14 protein-coding genes are annotated in these 15,857 nt (G+C 35.5%); 7 read left to right on the plus strand and 7 right to left on the minus strand.

All coding sequences use genetic code 11. The features are described 5' to 3' along the window. Positions 1-122: 122 nt before the first annotated feature. Positions 123-821, plus strand: coding sequence for a DUF1826 domain-containing protein (locus ABLB96_RS13880; RefSeq protein ID WP_348896842.1), 699 nt, complete (start codon positions 123-125; stop codon positions 819-821). Here the strand turns inward: ABLB96_RS13880 and ABLB96_RS13885 are convergent. After that, positions 818-1,282 (minus strand): hypothetical protein, encoded by a 465-nt coding sequence (locus ABLB96_RS13885; protein ID WP_369029497.1) that lies wholly within the window; start codon positions 1,280-1,282, stop codon positions 818-820. The two genes, ABLB96_RS13880 and ABLB96_RS13885, sit on opposite strands and share 4 nt — an antisense overlap. Before the next feature lie 244 nt (positions 1,283-1,526). Here ABLB96_RS13885 and ABLB96_RS13890 point away from each other — a divergent pair, with 244 nt between their 5' ends. Beyond that, positions 1,527-2,558: a MerR family transcriptional regulator gene (locus ABLB96_RS13890; RefSeq protein WP_348896787.1), complete on the plus strand. Its 1,032-nt coding sequence runs from the start codon at positions 1,527-1,529 to the stop codon at positions 2,556-2,558. 163 nt (positions 2,559-2,721) lie between these two features. Here the strand turns inward: ABLB96_RS13890 and ABLB96_RS13895 are convergent, their stop codons facing one another. Next, positions 2,722-3,585 carry an iron-containing redox enzyme family protein gene (locus ABLB96_RS13895; RefSeq protein WP_348896789.1) on the minus strand — a complete coding sequence of 288 codons (864 nt, stop codon included), beginning with the start codon at positions 3,583-3,585 and terminating at the stop codon, positions 2,722-2,724. 321 nt (positions 3,586-3,906) lie between these two features. On the opposite strand from ABLB96_RS13895, the gene ABLB96_RS13900 reads away from it, so the two are divergent. Then, positions 3,907-4,479 (plus strand): TetR/AcrR family transcriptional regulator, encoded by a 573-nt coding sequence (locus tag ABLB96_RS13900; protein ID WP_348896790.1) that lies wholly within the window; start codon positions 3,907-3,909, stop codon positions 4,477-4,479. Positions 4,480-5,428: 949 nt separating this feature from the next. Here ABLB96_RS13900 and ABLB96_RS13905 read toward each other — a convergent pair. Further along, the gene (locus tag ABLB96_RS13905; RefSeq protein ID WP_002054492.1) at positions 5,429-5,641 is read right to left on the minus strand and encodes a cold-shock protein; all 213 of its coding nucleotides are present in this window, start codon (positions 5,639-5,641) and stop codon (positions 5,429-5,431) included. 1,742 nt (positions 5,642-7,383) lie between these two features. Here ABLB96_RS13905 and ABLB96_RS13910 point away from each other — a divergent pair. Continuing rightward, positions 7,384-8,106, plus strand: a complete 723-nt coding sequence (locus ABLB96_RS13910; protein ID WP_348896791.1) for a type 1 glutamine amidotransferase — start codon at positions 7,384-7,386, stop codon at positions 8,104-8,106. Positions 8,107-8,305: 199 nt separating this feature from the next. Here the strand turns inward: ABLB96_RS13910 and metC are convergent, their stop codons facing one another. The 4 genes from metC to ABLB96_RS13930 form a co-directional block, all read right to left on the minus strand. After that, positions 8,306-9,487 (minus strand): cystathionine beta-lyase, encoded by a 1,182-nt coding sequence (metC, locus tag ABLB96_RS13915; RefSeq protein WP_348896792.1) that lies wholly within the window; start codon positions 9,485-9,487, stop codon positions 8,306-8,308. A 245-nt stretch (positions 9,488-9,732) separates the two neighbouring features. Next, complete coding sequence (locus ABLB96_RS13920) at positions 9,733-10,458, minus strand: AAA family ATPase (RefSeq protein ID WP_348896793.1); 726 nt, start codon at positions 10,456-10,458, stop codon at positions 9,733-9,735. A 45-nt stretch (positions 10,459-10,503) separates the two neighbouring features. Then, a complete protein-coding gene (locus ABLB96_RS13925; RefSeq protein ID WP_348896794.1) occupies positions 10,504-10,974 on the minus strand; it encodes an Lrp/AsnC family transcriptional regulator in 471 nt (156 codons plus the stop codon). A 97-nt stretch (positions 10,975-11,071) separates the two neighbouring features. Beyond that, positions 11,072-11,776: an SDR family oxidoreductase gene (locus ABLB96_RS13930; protein WP_348896795.1), complete on the minus strand. Its 705-nt coding sequence runs from the start codon at positions 11,774-11,776 to the stop codon at positions 11,072-11,074. A 310-nt stretch (positions 11,777-12,086) separates the two neighbouring features. On the opposite strand from ABLB96_RS13930, the gene ABLB96_RS13935 reads away from it, so the two are divergent. The 3 genes from ABLB96_RS13935 to ABLB96_RS13945 all read left to right on the plus strand — a co-directional run bounded on the left by ABLB96_RS13935 (position 12,087) and on the right by ABLB96_RS13945 (position 15,840). Beyond that, complete coding sequence (locus ABLB96_RS13935) at positions 12,087-12,860, plus strand: isocitrate lyase/phosphoenolpyruvate mutase family protein (protein WP_348896796.1); 774 nt, start codon at positions 12,087-12,089, stop codon at positions 12,858-12,860. 65 nt (positions 12,861-12,925) lie between these two features. Next, the gene (locus ABLB96_RS13940; protein WP_348896797.1) at positions 12,926-13,510 is read left to right on the plus strand and encodes a GNAT family protein; all 585 of its coding nucleotides are present in this window, start codon (positions 12,926-12,928) and stop codon (positions 13,508-13,510) included. 158 nt (positions 13,511-13,668) lie between these two features. Continuing rightward, the gene (locus tag ABLB96_RS13945; protein ID WP_348896798.1) at positions 13,669-15,840 is read left to right on the plus strand and encodes a TonB-dependent siderophore receptor; all 2,172 of its coding nucleotides are present in this window, start codon (positions 13,669-13,671) and stop codon (positions 15,838-15,840) included. The last annotated feature ends 17 nt before the right edge of the window (positions 15,841-15,857 follow it).

Here is a 15,857-nt window from a genome sequence, read left to right on the forward strand (position 1 = left end):
TCATTATTGTACTTTTCTTGCATTATCTTCAGCTCTAAAGTCGAAATTATGGCTGATAGTTGCAGCCCCCTAGACACTAAGCGTGTATGATTACGCAAAGTTTTGAGCTATCTAATAGTTATATGACGAGCACCTCTTCCGACCACAAACAAATTAAAGTTGTTTCTAGTTTCGCTGAACTTGTAAATACACATTTTCAGGGAGAAACGAACGCTATTTGCTGGTCTAGAAACTTGCTTGGTGACTTTAAAGAAATCGTGGATAAGCTCCAGTTAAAAGAAAACATAACCGAAATTTCGATTGAAGACTTGTTAGTACTCAAGCTTTCAGAACAAGGCCACTTGGCACGCGAAATTATCTTAAATGACATACAACGATTAACAGATCAGGGCGCCTCACCTTCACTTAATTTACTTAAAAACTATGAACGTGACGAAGAGCTAGATTTTATTTCAACAGATGTTTACTCGTTTCATGTCGATCGTTCCCCTATTGAAACCGATACATTCTTATGTACTTATTATGGTGCAGCGAGCGATATTGTGCCTAATGATCAGGTTGAGCAAAAAGTTTTAATTCCAGAAATTAGAGCAAAGCTTAAAGAATTACATGATGGTTCAGAAGCCGAATTCGAAAGTTTTCTGGCAGAGTATTTTTTTGATTTGCATTATCAGCCAAAATCTCAAGCACAACCTATAAATTTAGGTACGGGTCATTTGTGGCGTTTGGCAGTAGACCACCCCACTCAAAAGGTATTACCTTGTGTGCACCGAGCACCTGTTGAAAGAGAGGGTGAATATCGGTTGCTGTTGATTTGTTAAGTATTGTCGCTTAACCACCTTGAAAGATATTTATGAGAATTCCTAAATTTCAAAGCTGACAAAAAATGATCTAAGAAATCACTCAACATTTTCAATAAATCTGATTGGCTGATATTTTCCACATAATTAGGTGTCCAAGCCCCATCATGACTTTGTCCATAGCAATTATAGTTGCCATGATTAAATTTAAATAAAATTTCTCTACTCATACCCTGCTCATATAAATCGATGAAACAATCATGTCCTAGTTTTATTTCTTTTATACAAATAGGCAATTGCTCTAAAAAAACAATCAAATCTGTTTCGATATCTACAGGCCAAAACTCAGTTGAGAAAGCTTTAATCTTAAATTGATTGAATTTATTTTTAGACAACTCACCGCAAATGTCTGTCAACACACTAATTTCGTTGTCATATTTATCGTCATATTGTCGCAACTGCCTCATATCGAGTACCGACATGAGTTCTAATTCAATTAACATAGCTTTTTCATACCTAAGTTACTAAAAGACAGGGTGATAACTTCTTATTCACCTATCTTTTATTTTAAAAGGAACTGTATTTATTGCCTTAATTATGGAGCTATTCAACACAGTAACTTGCTCTCATCTAGCAAAATAATAAAAAATATTAAGCGAAATGAGTTGACCCTCACGTAACGTAAGCCCCTAGCATAAAACACACCTAAGGAAGAAGGAGCTAAAGATGCTGTTAAAAGTTGGTGAATTGGCTAAACAAACCGGACTCACTGTTCGTGCTCTTCATCACTATGACGATATCGGTTTACTTCAGCCTTCGGTCCGTTCCGATGCGGGTTATCGACTATACAGTCCTAAAGATATTGCTCGTTTGTATCAAATACAAGCATTACGCGGACTGGGTATGTCATTAGCCGAGATCTATACGGTTCTTGAAGACCCCAATCTTGCACTTTTACCTATTATTGATCAGCAGATTCAAGCAATCGATCAAAGACTGTCAGAGCAAAAGAAATTGCGAAATCAGTTGAGCGAACTTAAATCTCAGATCATCAATGGTGAAGCGCTCGCTTTGGAGGACTGGTTAAAAACACTGGAGCTTATAGTAATGTTTGAGAAATACTTTACAAAAGAAGAACTTGAAAAACTAAGTTTCTTACAATCAGGTAGTAAAAGTCATCAAGAGTGGCAAGAATTAACTCAGGCAGCAAATGCCCTATTTAATGCTGGCGAGTCATTTAGTAGTGAAGCAGCTCAAGATTTGGCACAAAAGTGGATGAAAACCCTTGAGCACAATACACGATCAAACCCTGAATGGCTTGTTAAATTAAATACCATAAATTCGGCGGAAACCGAGTTTCAACAAAAATTAGGAGTAACGCCCGAAATCGTTGAATTTTTACTTGCAGCCTTTTCTGAAAGTAAGCTCAATGTTTTTGCCCTTTATTTATCTAAGGATGAGTTTGCCTTTCTAAAGGAGAATTATATTCGTGAGATGAAAAAATGGCCCCAATTATTGGTCGATATCGAACAAGCAATTGATGCTGAGGTCAAACCTGATAGTGAAGGAGCACAGCGTTTAGCACAGCAATGGCTTACGATGCTACAAGGCTATACGGGCAAAAACCCAAGCACACAAGAAAAAATACGTAAGGCTATGCAAAATGAACCCAGTCTTGCTGAAGGAACATGGCTCAAACCCGTAACCTTACAATTTTTGGAAAAAGCAGTCGCAGCATTTTTAATGCATAGTGCTTAGTTTTATTAGAGCCTTACGCTATAGCGTATAAAAGCTAGGCTGCATCATTATTTGATGTAGCCTTTAAACTCAATGAAAACAAACAAATATTCAGAAATAAAAAAAGCCTACCCATCTGGATAAGCTTTTTTTTGAATGAAGCGATTGCTATATGACGTTAACCTTATGCCAGCTTCTTTGTTTCAATAAAATGAATATCTGACATTTGAGCATCCCAGAACTCATTCCATAAAGCACAATACTCTACACATAGGTTTGTTAGGCTTTCATAATCATCTTTTGTAATAGCTTGGGCTAATGCAAACCATAAGTCATCTTCATGGTCATCGTCTGCGGCTTCTGATGTCTCGTCAGTAGACACACCATGTACGTGGTAATAGCCACCACCTTCTACATCAACCCCCACAGCTTTAGTCGCTTCACGTAATGGAGGACTAAAAAGAATCACCTCTTCTTCTGCAACAGCAAGTAATGCCACAACTTTAATGTAGCTATCATATGAAGATTCTAAAAAGGTTCTCACCTGATCTGCGATTTTTGAAGGTTGATACGTTCTACGATCTTGTTCATTTAGACCATAATCATTCAATAAATCTTCATAGAGTGGATAGTGTGCGTACTCAGGGTTACCTAAATAATAATTTTCTTGATCTGTTCCAGGTCGAAAACCAAACTCATCCAGCACATTCAAGCTTAATAAAACACGCGGGAACATTTTAGCTCCAGAGTGCAGTCTCGGCTCTAATTGCTTTGTCTGGAACTGAGCCATTAATAAGGCGTCAGTAAAGATCTGTACAATAGCGTGGCGATATTCCAAATGAATTTTTGTTAATGTGAATTTATCAAGCTGTCCGTTATTTAAAACTTCGATTGCTGGATGTTGGCATACTGGTAATTCAGCAATTTTACCTCTTAATTGTTTGAGAAATTTTAGATTTTCTTCCCACTGTTCTGAAGGAATACTATTCTTCATCCCCAGTAATGCCTTTTGCCTTGGATTATTAAAATCTTCAAATTTTTTTGACATAATCATTCTCAATAACAAATTAGTTCTTATAGTTAGGTTATGAGTTCTCCATTATTTTAATCATGCATTCATTTGCTAATCAATAAAATTGTATACTCATCCCTAAACAATTCGATATTAGGTTTATTGTTCAAACAAATCAATCCATCATTTAATGAATTTTTTTAATAAATTAATTAACAATTGATAGCAAAAAATATTGCTTTTTTATTATTGAAGCTGTTGTATTACAATACCGATTTCAATATGATTAAAATAACTTTAACCAGAGACCACTTTTAAAAAGAAACGGATTTCAAAAGGTTTACGATGGGGAAATCAATGTCAAAAAGAGACACAATTATAACAACAGCTATAGCCCTTTTTAATCAGAAAAGCTATAACGGTATTGGGGTTGATAAAATTATTGCTGAATCCAATGTGGCAAAAATGACATTCTATAAATATTTTCCATCCAAGGAAAAACTAATAGAATCATGCCTTTATAAGAGAAATTCTGATATTCAGGCTGCCATATTAGAAAGAATCAATACAAACGACCTGCCTTTAGTTCAGCTCAGGAGTTTATTTGATTGGTATATTGACTGGATTCATACTGAAGATTTCAATGGATGTTTATTTAAAAAGGCAACCATGGAAGTAGTTCAGGTTTATCCATCACTTAAGAACCCAATTAATGAATATCGTGAATGGATCTATCAGCTTGTTTTTTCAATATTAATTGATTTTTATGTTGAAGACCCTGCTGCATTAACTACATTATTTCTCAATATTATCGATGGCATTATTATTGATGGCACAATTAATAAAAGTTTAGTTAATCCTGAAAAAACATGGTCTTATATTAAAAAGATTATTGAGCTTGAAAAAACTGAAGAACGTATTGCTGTTTAAACTATCGAAAAAGAGATTTTTTTTGCATTTATTTTTAAAAATTAAAAAATAATCTCTTTTTTAATTATTTTAAGCCTACTTGTGCTTATATTCATTAAACTGTTATTTTCGGTTATATACAAACATATTCAAATTAATTTAAATATTTAATTTTCTTATATTTGGCTATCAAATATAATCCTCAACAAATATATTTTTTAAAACAAGATAGATGCTTTAAACCTAAAAACCATTTGGTTATGTCCGTCAGCTATATTTCTTTTCACTCATTGGAATGTCTAACTTTATATACTCTCCTCACCTATTTAGTCAATTAGTACGGATACAACCCAAGAGCTTTGCCAATCATTTTTCACATGTCATTTGTACTATCTCAGCTTACAAGCTCCTGAGTAAAACATGTAAAGAATGCTTACTCATTTAAACTTTCTAAAGTTAAAAATCCGAAAATTCATCAGTGAGCTCTTACCAAGGTGTGAATCAGTATTGCTTTGGCTCAGTTGTAGTGAAGGATCTGGCTCTGAAAATACTTTAGCTAAAGTTCTAGCCTTCAATGTAGCTTCATTTATTTCTAAAGATAAACAGGATAGAGATGTAAATGCTATAAAAATGGTGAACAGTCGATGACCGATGATGCTGTTCTTATAGTGATTAGGAACTATTTTGATAAATTCAAAAATATGCTGAGCAACTCTCGATATTTTTAAAGCTTATAACCGCTTAAAACTAACTTTTTGATTGAAAGGTAACAGTACTTGCAAACACTATGGATAGAAAAAGATGTAGCTATTTTAATTTCTGATAAGTTTGAAACTGTAAAACAGCAATTCAATGTGTTTCTTTAAAAATGTCATGTTTGGGAGTGAGAAAAAAAGCCAAAACTATTTCTACTCAATAAAAAAAGCCCTCCAAAGAGGGCTTTTCTAGCTTTTATATTCTACAGAAATAATTACTGTGGAATAATGTTTGTAGCGCTAGGACCTTTTTGACCTTGAACTACGTTAAAAGTTACGCGTTGGCCTTCATGTAAAGTTTTGAAGCCAGAAGAAGCGATTTCTTTAAAGTGAGCAAAAACGTCTGGACCAGAATCTTGTTGAATAAAACCGAAACCTTTAGTTTCGTTGAACCATTTAACTGTACCGGTAGCTGTGTTGTTAGACATAACATATATCCTATTGATATTTAAGAACTTAAAGTCATGAGACATGACGGGTTTAACTTTGAAAAAATAACGAATTGAGCTTAAGATCTTAAAAACGGAGGATTATGAATAAAGCTTCGATACTAAAAGAGGATTTACTAAACTAATAAGTCTTTTTTCTAGTTAAGTTGATTATACACCAAAAGCTTACTCATTCAAGCAAATTGTACGAATTATTTATTACTTCTATACTATACATTTGTTTATCTATGTAAAAATTATTACAAAATATTATGTAAGCTAGCAATGAATGAGCTGTTATACAACTTTATAAAATTAGAATTTTTTATCACTCCAAACCCTTCATTCAAATATTAAAGACTACTCTCAACTACTCCCCTATACTAGGAAAAAAGAATTTATTTAAATAAACTTATAATTAAATCATTATTTTAACGATCATACACAACCTACACCACTTATATAAAAATCAACAAATATAACATTTATCAAAACCACTCTAACAAAATATTTTTCAATAAATATATTTTTTAAATTACCATATTATCAATACCACCTTTAAACTTTAAAAACCAATACCTTCTAAAATAAAATTAATCATTAATATCACACAAACCCATTTAAATCATAACATTAATCTTTAAAATTTATTAGTTAGTACTGTATATAGCAAGCGATGTACCTAGTAAAAAAATCTACCTCCTCTCATTTTCATTTACGCAGAATAAGTTATAAATTTGAGATGTAAAATATTAGATTAATAATAATCTGGCATTCCCATCTTTATTTATCAATATGTAGAATCTACTTCATAAAGATGGGGATTACTTTTTAATTAGTGGATAGGTTTTAATAGCAAAAATAAAATATAACAATGAGTTAAACATCAAAAAAATATTTATAGGCCATTAAGCCATGCCTTCTAAAGAGTGTCAGGCTGTTCACCTAAGCACTCAATAGCATAGCTTGAACTATAAGTCTTTAGAAGAAATGACCAGTTTTGCATTAAAGCAAATTGAAAAAAATTTTGCAAAAAAATGGAATCTGTCTTCGTTATAGGAGTAAAACACTAGATCATTATTTTTTTGCAATTGAAATAACTTAAATATGGAATTTATATTATTATCTCCAACATACTCCATTTATAGTTATGAATTATTTTAAAAACCATAAAGTATAAAATTGCAATAAATACTTTTATAAAACTTATATAAAAATATTTCAAGACATATACACCCAGAGTTATCACCTATATGTTTTAATTAATTTAAATAACCGACTTATTCCAAACAAAAGATACAAAAAGCCACTAGCACAAATTATAAATAATTCAACCACAATTTAAAAACAACACATAATTATATACAGCATCTCTTTTCTACATTATTAAGAATTTAATTTTCACTCGCATTAAAACAAAAAAATCAAACGACTCCAAAATATAAAAACAAAGGTTAAATTGCATTTAAATTTATAAATTACCTAATTTTCTCTTGCTTGTTTAGTTTAAAATTTTTAAATAGTAGTTACCTTCTAACAAGTTTTATTAAAGCTAAAAGTTAAGCAGTTTTTGAATAAGAAATGATCACACTATATATAAAAACATTAAATATTATCTGAGCTGGACCATATAACTTTAGAGAACTGGATGTATCGATTGCTCCATAGTGTACCTAAGCTGTTCTTGGCTCATATCGACTAGCAACGAGTCTATCTATAATTCTTTGAACTTGAGGACACTCATGCATCTACATTTTATTGTTCATGAAGATTTTGAAGCACCAGGTGCATACGAAATTTGGGGCAAAAGACATCACTTTGACATGACATATTCAAGAGTGTATTTAAACGACCCCTTACCTTCAAAGGTTGAAGACATAGATTTCTTAATTGTGATGGGTGGTCCACAAAGTCCAGATACTACAGTTGAAATGTGCCCTCATTTTAATTCACTTGCCGAGCAAGCAGTTATTAGAAAAGCGATTGAGGCGAATAAAGTGGTTTTAGGAGTATGTCTGGGTTCACAGCTTATAGGCGAAGCTTTAGGAGCGAATTTTGAGCATAGTCCAGAAAGAGAAATTGGCAAGTTTCCTATTATGCTCACAGAATACGGCGTTAAGCATTCGCTATTTTCACATTTAGGAAAAATGACAGACGTGGGACATTGGCATAATGATATGCCCGGCTTAACGAGTGATGCAAAAATTATTGCTTTTAGCGCAGGATGTCCACGACAAATTGTTGAGTATTCAAAATTAGTTTATGGCTTGCAATGTCATATGGAACTGACACCTGAAGTCGTCGAATTACTTATTCAGCATTCGGCCGTTGAACTAAATCAGGTTCATGATTATAAATTCGTAAACACGCGTGAAGAGTTACAAAGCCACAACTACCAAGAAATGAACCAAAATCTGTTTATTTTTCTTGATAAGCTCAAAGATGAATATTTAAAACTCAACTAAAACACAGTAAAGCCCTTTTAATAGGGCTTTCTTTCATAACGTTAGTTGAGCTGTAATAAATGTAGCAACAGGATCCTAAGAGTAGATGGCCCGCTATACTGGAATAGCCACCATCTACAGGAATGACAGCGCCTGTCACAAATGAAGCGGCTGGTGTGCAAAAAGTCTAGCTTATCAACCCAGCTAGGTTGTAAGACGGCTATAAAACACTTTCAACAAGCATCTGCTCTGCGCACTGTAGTGCATATTCCAAATCTTTTTGTAGATCGAAAACCGATTCTAGCCCAATATTCAAACGCACCAAATAGCCATCTTTAGGTAGATCGGTATGAGTTCGATCAGCTTGTCCAACAGGTAGAATCAGACTTTCAAATCCACCCCAAGACAACCCAATATGAAATAATTTCAACGAATCAAAGAATTTTTGCACATAAGAAGGTTCAGACTCTTTTAAATAAAAAGCAAATACGCCAGATGAACCATCAAAATCTCTTAACCACAAATCATGATAAGGACTGGTTTCTAAGGCAGGATGAAGCACTTCCTTAATAGCTGGATGTGTTGCTAGAAATTGCGCAATGATGAGAGCACTATTTTCATGTTGCTTTAACCTTACCGCTAAACTGCGCAAGCCACGTGAAGCCAAATAAATGTCGTCAGGGCTTGTCGTTTCACCAAACCAATGACCGGTTTTAGTGAGCTGTTCGTATGTTTCGGCATTTGCAGTTGCCACCCCCATTAATATGTCAGAATGGCCGCCAATGTATTTGGTTACGGACTGAATCGAAATATCAGCACCATGCTTTAATGGTTGAAAAAGTAATGGCGTTGCCCAAGAATTATCGACTAATACTTTTGCACCGTATTGATGGCTAATTGAAGAAATTGCTGCTACATCACTCAGTTCAAATGTCATTGAACCCGGCGACTCAATAAATACTACACTGGTATGATGATTAATTTTTTCAATTAAGGCTTCAAGGTTGGTAGAGTCAAAATATTCAACACTTACCCCCATTCTGACTAAGATATTGTCAGCAAAATTTCGGGTTGGGCCATAGATGTTATCGGCAATCAAAACATGACTATTTGCCTCAACACAAGCCATAAGTGAATGCGTACATGCCGATAACCCAGATGGAAACACCATACTACCCGCACCACCTTCAAGCGCATTGATTGCACTTTCAAAAGATTTAGCTGTTGCAGCACCGAAACGGCCGTAATGTCGATATACCCCACCATTTCGTTTAAATTCCTCCCATTCACTAAAGCTATTTACAACAATAGTCGAACCACGAAAAACAGGTGTGTTTACTAGACCATCAAAGCGCTCTGGTGTTCGCCCTAAATTAATGACATCTGTACTGAATTGATTCACTTTTATATTCCGAGAAACATATCAACTTTATTACCAATTGATAATAGTTAGATTTCACAGGATATAAATTTTAATCTTTTCTGTTTTTTATATAAAAATTAGATTTTTATTTACTATTTACATTAAAAATTAGATTTTTAATCCGATATACATGTCTTAGCATGAACTATTTTTATAAAGCTCGTCATTGATCAGCTTATTGTGTGGACTTGATCGTAAGTCGGATACTTCTTCCTCTATCGTTATTATTCATCCATGATTTGCTGGATACGCTTTTGGTAATTATTTAAAAAATCATGCGTCACTCGAAAATGTTCCGTTTGCTCATACTGGATTTCACGGATCCCTGAGTCAGAAAAGTGATAAATTTTAGCATTAGGATAAGCCAGTAAAATTGGCGAGTGCGTTGCAATAATGAGTTGTGAGTGATTTTTGCATAATTCATGAATAGCCGACAAAGCTACAAATTGCATGCTAGGTGAAAGAGCCGCTTCAGGTTCATCTAATAAATAAAGCCCTTCACCTTGTAATTTATTGGTCAGCAACTTTAAAAAGCTTTCCCCATGTGAACAAGCATGGATATTGCCACCATAACTTTTTACATAACCCACTTCATTCATATATGTGACGACATTGTAATAACTCTCGGCTCTTAAAAAATAATAGTCTTTAGGCTTTTTAAAGCTTTTAATCATTCTTAAATATTGAAATAAACCTGATGAACTACTTGCTGAATTAAGTCGCACATTTAGAGTGCCGCCTTCTTCTGAAAAGCCAAGTGCCAAAGCGATGGCTTCCATAATAGTCGACTTACCAGAACCATTTTCACCCACAAAAAAAGTGACATCTGGATGGAAAGTTAAGTGTTCAATATCATTAACGGCTGGTATGGCAAAGGGATAAATTGACCAGTCGACCTGCATATTTGCTTTAATTTGTACCGAACGTAAATAAGGTTTTGCTTCTAGCATGTTTCGCCGGTCCTTAGTCTTTAATGGTATCGCCAGTTGCTTTTATTAGAAAAAATTTAAAGGAAGTTCTGTCGTATATTTAATTTGCTCCATTGCAAAACTAGAGCTCACATCGGCCAATCCATTAATTTCAATTAATTTTTTATAAACTTTATCGTATTCAGCAACATCAGATACGGCGACTTTAAGTAAATAATCTGTTTCACCTGCCATTCTATAAACTTCAATCACTTCATCTATGTTATAGATATGAGCGTGAAATTTCTGAATCCATTCAATATTGTGTTGTGCAGTTTTAATAAATACCATCACAATCACATTAATGTTAAGTTTTTTACGGTCTAGCAAAGCAACTTTTGCACGAATAATACCTTCTTCTTCCATCTTATGTATTCTTCGCCAACAGGCCGTGTTACTTAATCCCACTTTTTCAGCAATATCTCCTATTGCCAATGTGCAGTCCTTCTGTAGAAAATCTAATATTACGCGGTCATATTTATCTAAGTTTAACTTCATACCTTCAAGCTTCTCTGCACTATTTATTTGAGATAAATCAATTCAACGAACAATATATTAGATTATTCTTATAATTTTTCTGTTAATTTGCTGTGCTCTATAAGCTTCCCCCACCATCAACATTTAAAACTTGACCCGTAATAAAACCTGCATGTTCTGATAGTAAAAAAGATACGGCATGTGCAACATCTTGTGGTGTGCCAATCCGTCCTAGGGGAATACTTTCTAATATCGCTTTTTCAGCTTCACTTCCAACTGGTCTGGTTTTTCTAAAAAGTTCCGTTTCAATTGGCCCCGGTGCGATACAGTTTACCGTTATTCCAAACTCAGCCAACTCAAGTGCCCAAGTTTTAGTACACCCGACCAATGCACTTTTTGCTGCCGAGTATGCTGTCCGTTGTTTTGCTCCATAAATTGCCCTACTGCCAATATTAACAATTCGTCCAAAGCGCTGTGCTTTTAGTTGAGCAACAAAATGCTGAGTTACTTGTATAGCAGCTCTTACATTTAAGTTCCAAACTTCCTCTAAAGCAAGAAAGGAAATCTGCCCTAAAGGTTGAGGTAAGCTAATTCCTGAGTTATTTACGATTCCATGTATGACATGAGATTGAGAAATTAAAGCTAAGGTTTCTTCAGTCTGTTCTATATTGGATAGATCACAACTAAAAAGCTGTCCGCGAAAGTCTATATTGTCAATGTTTCTGGCAATACCAATCACTTGATGCCCCTGCAAGGACAGTGCATCGCTAATAGCTTTTCCAATACCTTTTGTAGCGCCTGTAACTAAATAAGTGTTTTTCATAGCCTATCCTCGTTCGTCATAAAATAGTTTCTGATTTCTCTCTTGTTACGTACAAAAATAATAAAACGCTAACTCGAGTTTTTTATGACGATAAATGGATTTATATAGCTTCAGAAAATCTATAATCCATGTCCAAAAATGAACATCACTTTATTTTGATTTTCTTATTTGAAATGAAGAAGTGATTATATTTCTATAAGTTAAAAAATTGTTATAGTCATTTAGCCTCAACTCACCTTTTAAGCCTTTTCTATAAAGACAAGATTAAGTGACTAAATTTAAGTAAATACACTAAAAAGAGTACGAAATAATGAAAATCTCAATTGATGAGAAAAGAAAAAATTTCCGCGCACTCCATGAAGAGGGATTCTTTATTTTACCCAACCCTTGGGATGCAGGCAGCGCAAAAATACTCGAACAACTCGGCTATAAAGCACTTGCTACAACCAGCTCAGGCTATGCATGGTCTTGCGGCAAAGCAGATGGTCAGCTCGACCGAGATGAAACACTGGCACATCTACGTTATATGGTTCAGTCCACTAACCTACCTATCAATGCTGATTTTGAAAGTGGCTTTTCAGATACAACTCAAGGCATTATTGAAAATGTTTTGATGGCACTTGATACAGGTATAGCAGGTATTTCTATTGAGGATTCAACCGGAAATACTGAAAAGCCACTACGTGATATTTCTGATGCAGTTGAAAGAATACGAGCAGCTCGTGTAGCGATCGATCAAAGTGGAACTAACGTGATGCTTATCGGTCGTGCTGAAAACTTCTTTGTAGGTGTGCCCGATTTAGAAGATACCATTAACAGGTTAAAAGCATATTCAGAAGCTGGTGCTGACTGTCTATATGCGCCCGGTATTAAAACTCGTGAACAAATCATCGCTGTTGTGAATGCCGTTTCACCAAAACCCGTAAACGTTTTAATTGGTTGGGATAGTGATTTAACGGCGGCAGAGCTTGCATACTTGGGTGTAAGACGCATTAGTCTTGGTGGAGCATTAGCTCGTTCAGCTTGGGATGGTTTTATTAAAACAGCATTCGCTCAATACTACGGTTTCAAGTGGCGATCTTAATAGTCGATTTAAATAAAACTCGGGGTAATCTCTTTATTTGCTAACTTCTCATTAGGACCTCTGTTATGCCTTTAAACATAACGCTTTCAAGTGAACGTATTCGGTTACGCATATTAACCATTGAAGATTCAAAAGCCTTAGTCGCCGCTGCTTCAGATGGAGAACTATGGAACCTCCCTTTCACTGTAGTTCCTTCAGCAGAAACTATAGATGACTATATTCAGCACGCCCTAGAGGGTTACCACTCGGGTACAGTTCTTCCTTTTATAGTCGAAGATATCGCCACAGGGAAAATCATTGGGTCTACCAGATTTTGGAAAATAGATAGAAAAAATTTAAAGTTGGAAATTGGAAGTACTTGGTACTCAAAATCATGGCAGCGAACATACGTAAATACAGAAGCAAAATATTTGCTTCTGCAATATGCCTTTGAAGAGTTAAATTGCGTTAGAGTTCAATTCACAACAGATGTACTGAATGAAAAATCACAGAATGCGATTTTAAGACTAGGCGCTCAGAAAGAAGGTGTTGTTAGAAATGAGCGAATTATGCCTAATGGCAGAAAAAGGAATTCTGTCAGGTTTAGTATCATTGATGAAGAATGGCCGAGCATAAAAGATAATCTAATTAAAAAGTTAAATTATTATTAATTTTTCCTACGGCTTTATTGCCTGCAAACCATTGCAAATGAGTCTCATTTATATATACTTTACACACTTTTTTGAGTCTAGTCGGCACTCCTTTTTGTTCGCTTGAATAGTCGCTCTTATTTGGCCTTTCACGATTTTTATATCACTTAGGTATACTTATGTTTGCTTTCTCCCCGCGTAAAAATTTAATTACTGTTGAAATTTTAAAACATAGTAGCCCCTTACTTTTATCTCTCATCCCGATGATGTCTTGGGCAGAAGCAACCGCAATCCAACCAGCGCAACTAGAAACGATTAAAGTTCAGGCTGAAGCAGACTCAAGCTATATTGGTACACAAACAGCGTCGACCCTCAGAGGCAAACAAAAAAATCTAGAAAGCCCGCAAACTGTAAACGTCGTATCTAAGCAATATATGAAAGATTATTTGCCTGCAAACTTGGACAATGCACTAACCCAAGTCAGTGGTATTACGCAGGGCAATACTTTAGGTGGTACGCAAGACACCGTAATGAAACGCGGCTTTGGTGATAACCGCGACGGTTCAATTACCGTAAATGGTATGCCAATTGTGCAAGGCCGAACCATGAATGCGGCAGTTGAACAAGTTGAAGTTTTAAAAGGCCCAGCTTCATTACTCTATGGCATTATGGACCCGGGCGGTGTAGTCAATGTCATTACAAAAAAACCTGAGACAACTCAGAAAACTGAACTTTCACTCTATGGTTCAAGCTTTGCTGCGGGTAAAAATGGTCTAGGCGCAAGCATAGATACCACGGGTGCAATTAGTGGTAGTAACTTTGCCTATCGCTTTATTGCCGATCATTCTGATGCAGACTACTGGCGTAATTTTGGTAACCTGAAACAGACTTTAATTGCTCCGTCTGTGGCTTGGGATAATGGTCAAACTAAAGTAAACCTGAGCTATCAATACCGTCACTTTGATGTGCCATTTGACCGCTCTACCGTTTTTGACCCGAAAACCAACAAAGCCCTCCCTATCTCTAAATACCAACGCCTAGATGAAGCTTTTAACCAAATGAAAGGTGAAGATCATTTGGCGCAGTTGTTGGTAGATCACCAAATTAATGATAACTGGTCAGCTCACTTAGGCTATACCTATAACTATGAAACCTATGATGCTAACCAATTACGTGTGACCAAGTTAGATACGACTAATCACACCGTGACACGCCGTACAGATGCAACCTTAAATGCACAAAGCATAGATAGTAATGCTCAAGCGTATGTCACGGGTTCAACCAATCTGTTTGGTTTAAAACATGACATTCAAATTGGTTCAGACATCGAATACCGTAAATATTTCCGTCCAGATATGGTGCGTGGCAATACCTCAACTTTAGATTATTTAAATCCAAGTTTTGGAACTATCGAACCATCTCAAAATGTTGTGGCATCAGATAGCGACCAAACCGATAAACTGCATACCTATGGTTTTTACGTACAAGATGCAATTCACTTAAATGAAAAATGGATTGCTGTACTTGGCGGACGTTACCTGAACTATCAACAAACTGCTGGCCGTGGTAGACCGTTTAAAGAAAATACCAATACCAATGATGATGCTTGGCTTCCACATGCAGGTTTAGTCTATAAGTGGAATGACCAGCTTTCATTCTATGGTAGCTATACCGAGTCACTTAAGCCTTCTTCTTCAATTGCGCCTTTGGGTGGCGATGCGGTTATTAACTCTGATGTGCAACCAGAACAAGCCAAATCTTATGAAGTGGGTGCAAAATATGAGTTAAATGACCGTATTAAAGCCAATTTTGCGCTCTACGATATTAAAAAACGTAATGTTTTAGCTAAAGTCACTAACTCATCGACTGGTGAAGTTGAACTACATACTACAGGTGCAGTACGTTCTAAGGGAGCTGAACTCGACCTGACAGGACGCGTAACCGATCAACTTGATGCGACCCTGACCTATGCTTATACAGATGCTAAAGTAACCGAAGATGAAAGTGGCCTTGAAGGCAATCGCTTGAATAATGTAGCGAAAAACACTGCTTCTTTAGCATTGGCCTATAACTACGGTGAACTTTATAACGGTAATTTACGTTTTGGTGTAAGCGGTAACTATGTGGGCAAACGTGCTGGGGATTCGGAAAATACCTTCGACCTACCTGACTATACCCTTGCTAATGCCTTTGTGAGCTATGACACGACCATTGCTAAACAAGCAGTCACGTTCCAATTTAATTTAAATAATATCTTTGACAAAACCTACTACACAGCGAGCGTCAATAATTTGGCCGTGTCTCAAGGCGACTCTCGTCAAGCGGTATTACGTGCAACCTTTAAATTCTAAAACAGAGGATCAGAGCA

Source organism: Acinetobacter sp. XH1741 (genome assembly GCF_041021895.1).
Lineage (GTDB): Bacteria > Pseudomonadota > Gammaproteobacteria > Pseudomonadales > Moraxellaceae > Acinetobacter.

Excerpts from the sequence above, each read along its gene's own strand:
- ABLB96_RS13890 (WP_348896787.1), top strand. The coding sequence starts at position 1,527 with ATGCTGTTAAAAGTTGGTGAATTGGCTAAACAAACCGGACTCACTGTT.
- ABLB96_RS13930 (WP_348896795.1), bottom strand. The coding sequence starts at position 11,776 with ATGAAAAACACTTATTTAGTTACAGGCGCTACAAAAGGTATTGGAAAA.
- ABLB96_RS13885 (WP_369029497.1), bottom strand. The coding sequence starts at position 1,282 with ATGTCGGTACTCGATATGAGGCAGTTGCGACAATATGACGATAAATAT.
- ABLB96_RS13900 (WP_348896790.1), top strand. The coding sequence starts at position 3,907 with ATGTCAAAAAGAGACACAATTATAACAACAGCTATAGCCCTTTTTAAT.
- ABLB96_RS13945 (WP_348896798.1), top strand. The coding sequence starts at position 13,669 with ATGTTTGCTTTCTCCCCGCGTAAAAATTTAATTACTGTTGAAATTTTA.
- ABLB96_RS13935 (WP_348896796.1), top strand. The coding sequence starts at position 12,087 with ATGAAAATCTCAATTGATGAGAAAAGAAAAAATTTCCGCGCACTCCAT.
- ABLB96_RS13880 (WP_348896842.1), top strand. The coding sequence starts at position 123 with ATGACGAGCACCTCTTCCGACCACAAACAAATTAAAGTTGTTTCTAGT.
- ABLB96_RS13920 (WP_348896793.1), bottom strand. The coding sequence starts at position 10,458 with ATGCTAGAAGCAAAACCTTATTTACGTTCGGTACAAATTAAAGCAAAT.
- ABLB96_RS13905 (WP_002054492.1), bottom strand. The coding sequence starts at position 5,641 with ATGTCTAACAACACAGCTACCGGTACAGTTAAATGGTTCAACGAAACT.
- ABLB96_RS13940 (WP_348896797.1), top strand. The coding sequence starts at position 12,926 with ATGCCTTTAAACATAACGCTTTCAAGTGAACGTATTCGGTTACGCATA.
- ABLB96_RS13895 (WP_348896789.1), bottom strand. The coding sequence starts at position 3,585 with ATGTCAAAAAAATTTGAAGATTTTAATAATCCAAGGCAAAAGGCATTA.
- ABLB96_RS13910 (WP_348896791.1), top strand. The coding sequence starts at position 7,384 with ATGCATCTACATTTTATTGTTCATGAAGATTTTGAAGCACCAGGTGCA.
- ABLB96_RS13925 (WP_348896794.1), bottom strand. The coding sequence starts at position 10,974 with ATGAAGTTAAACTTAGATAAATATGACCGCGTAATATTAGATTTTCTA.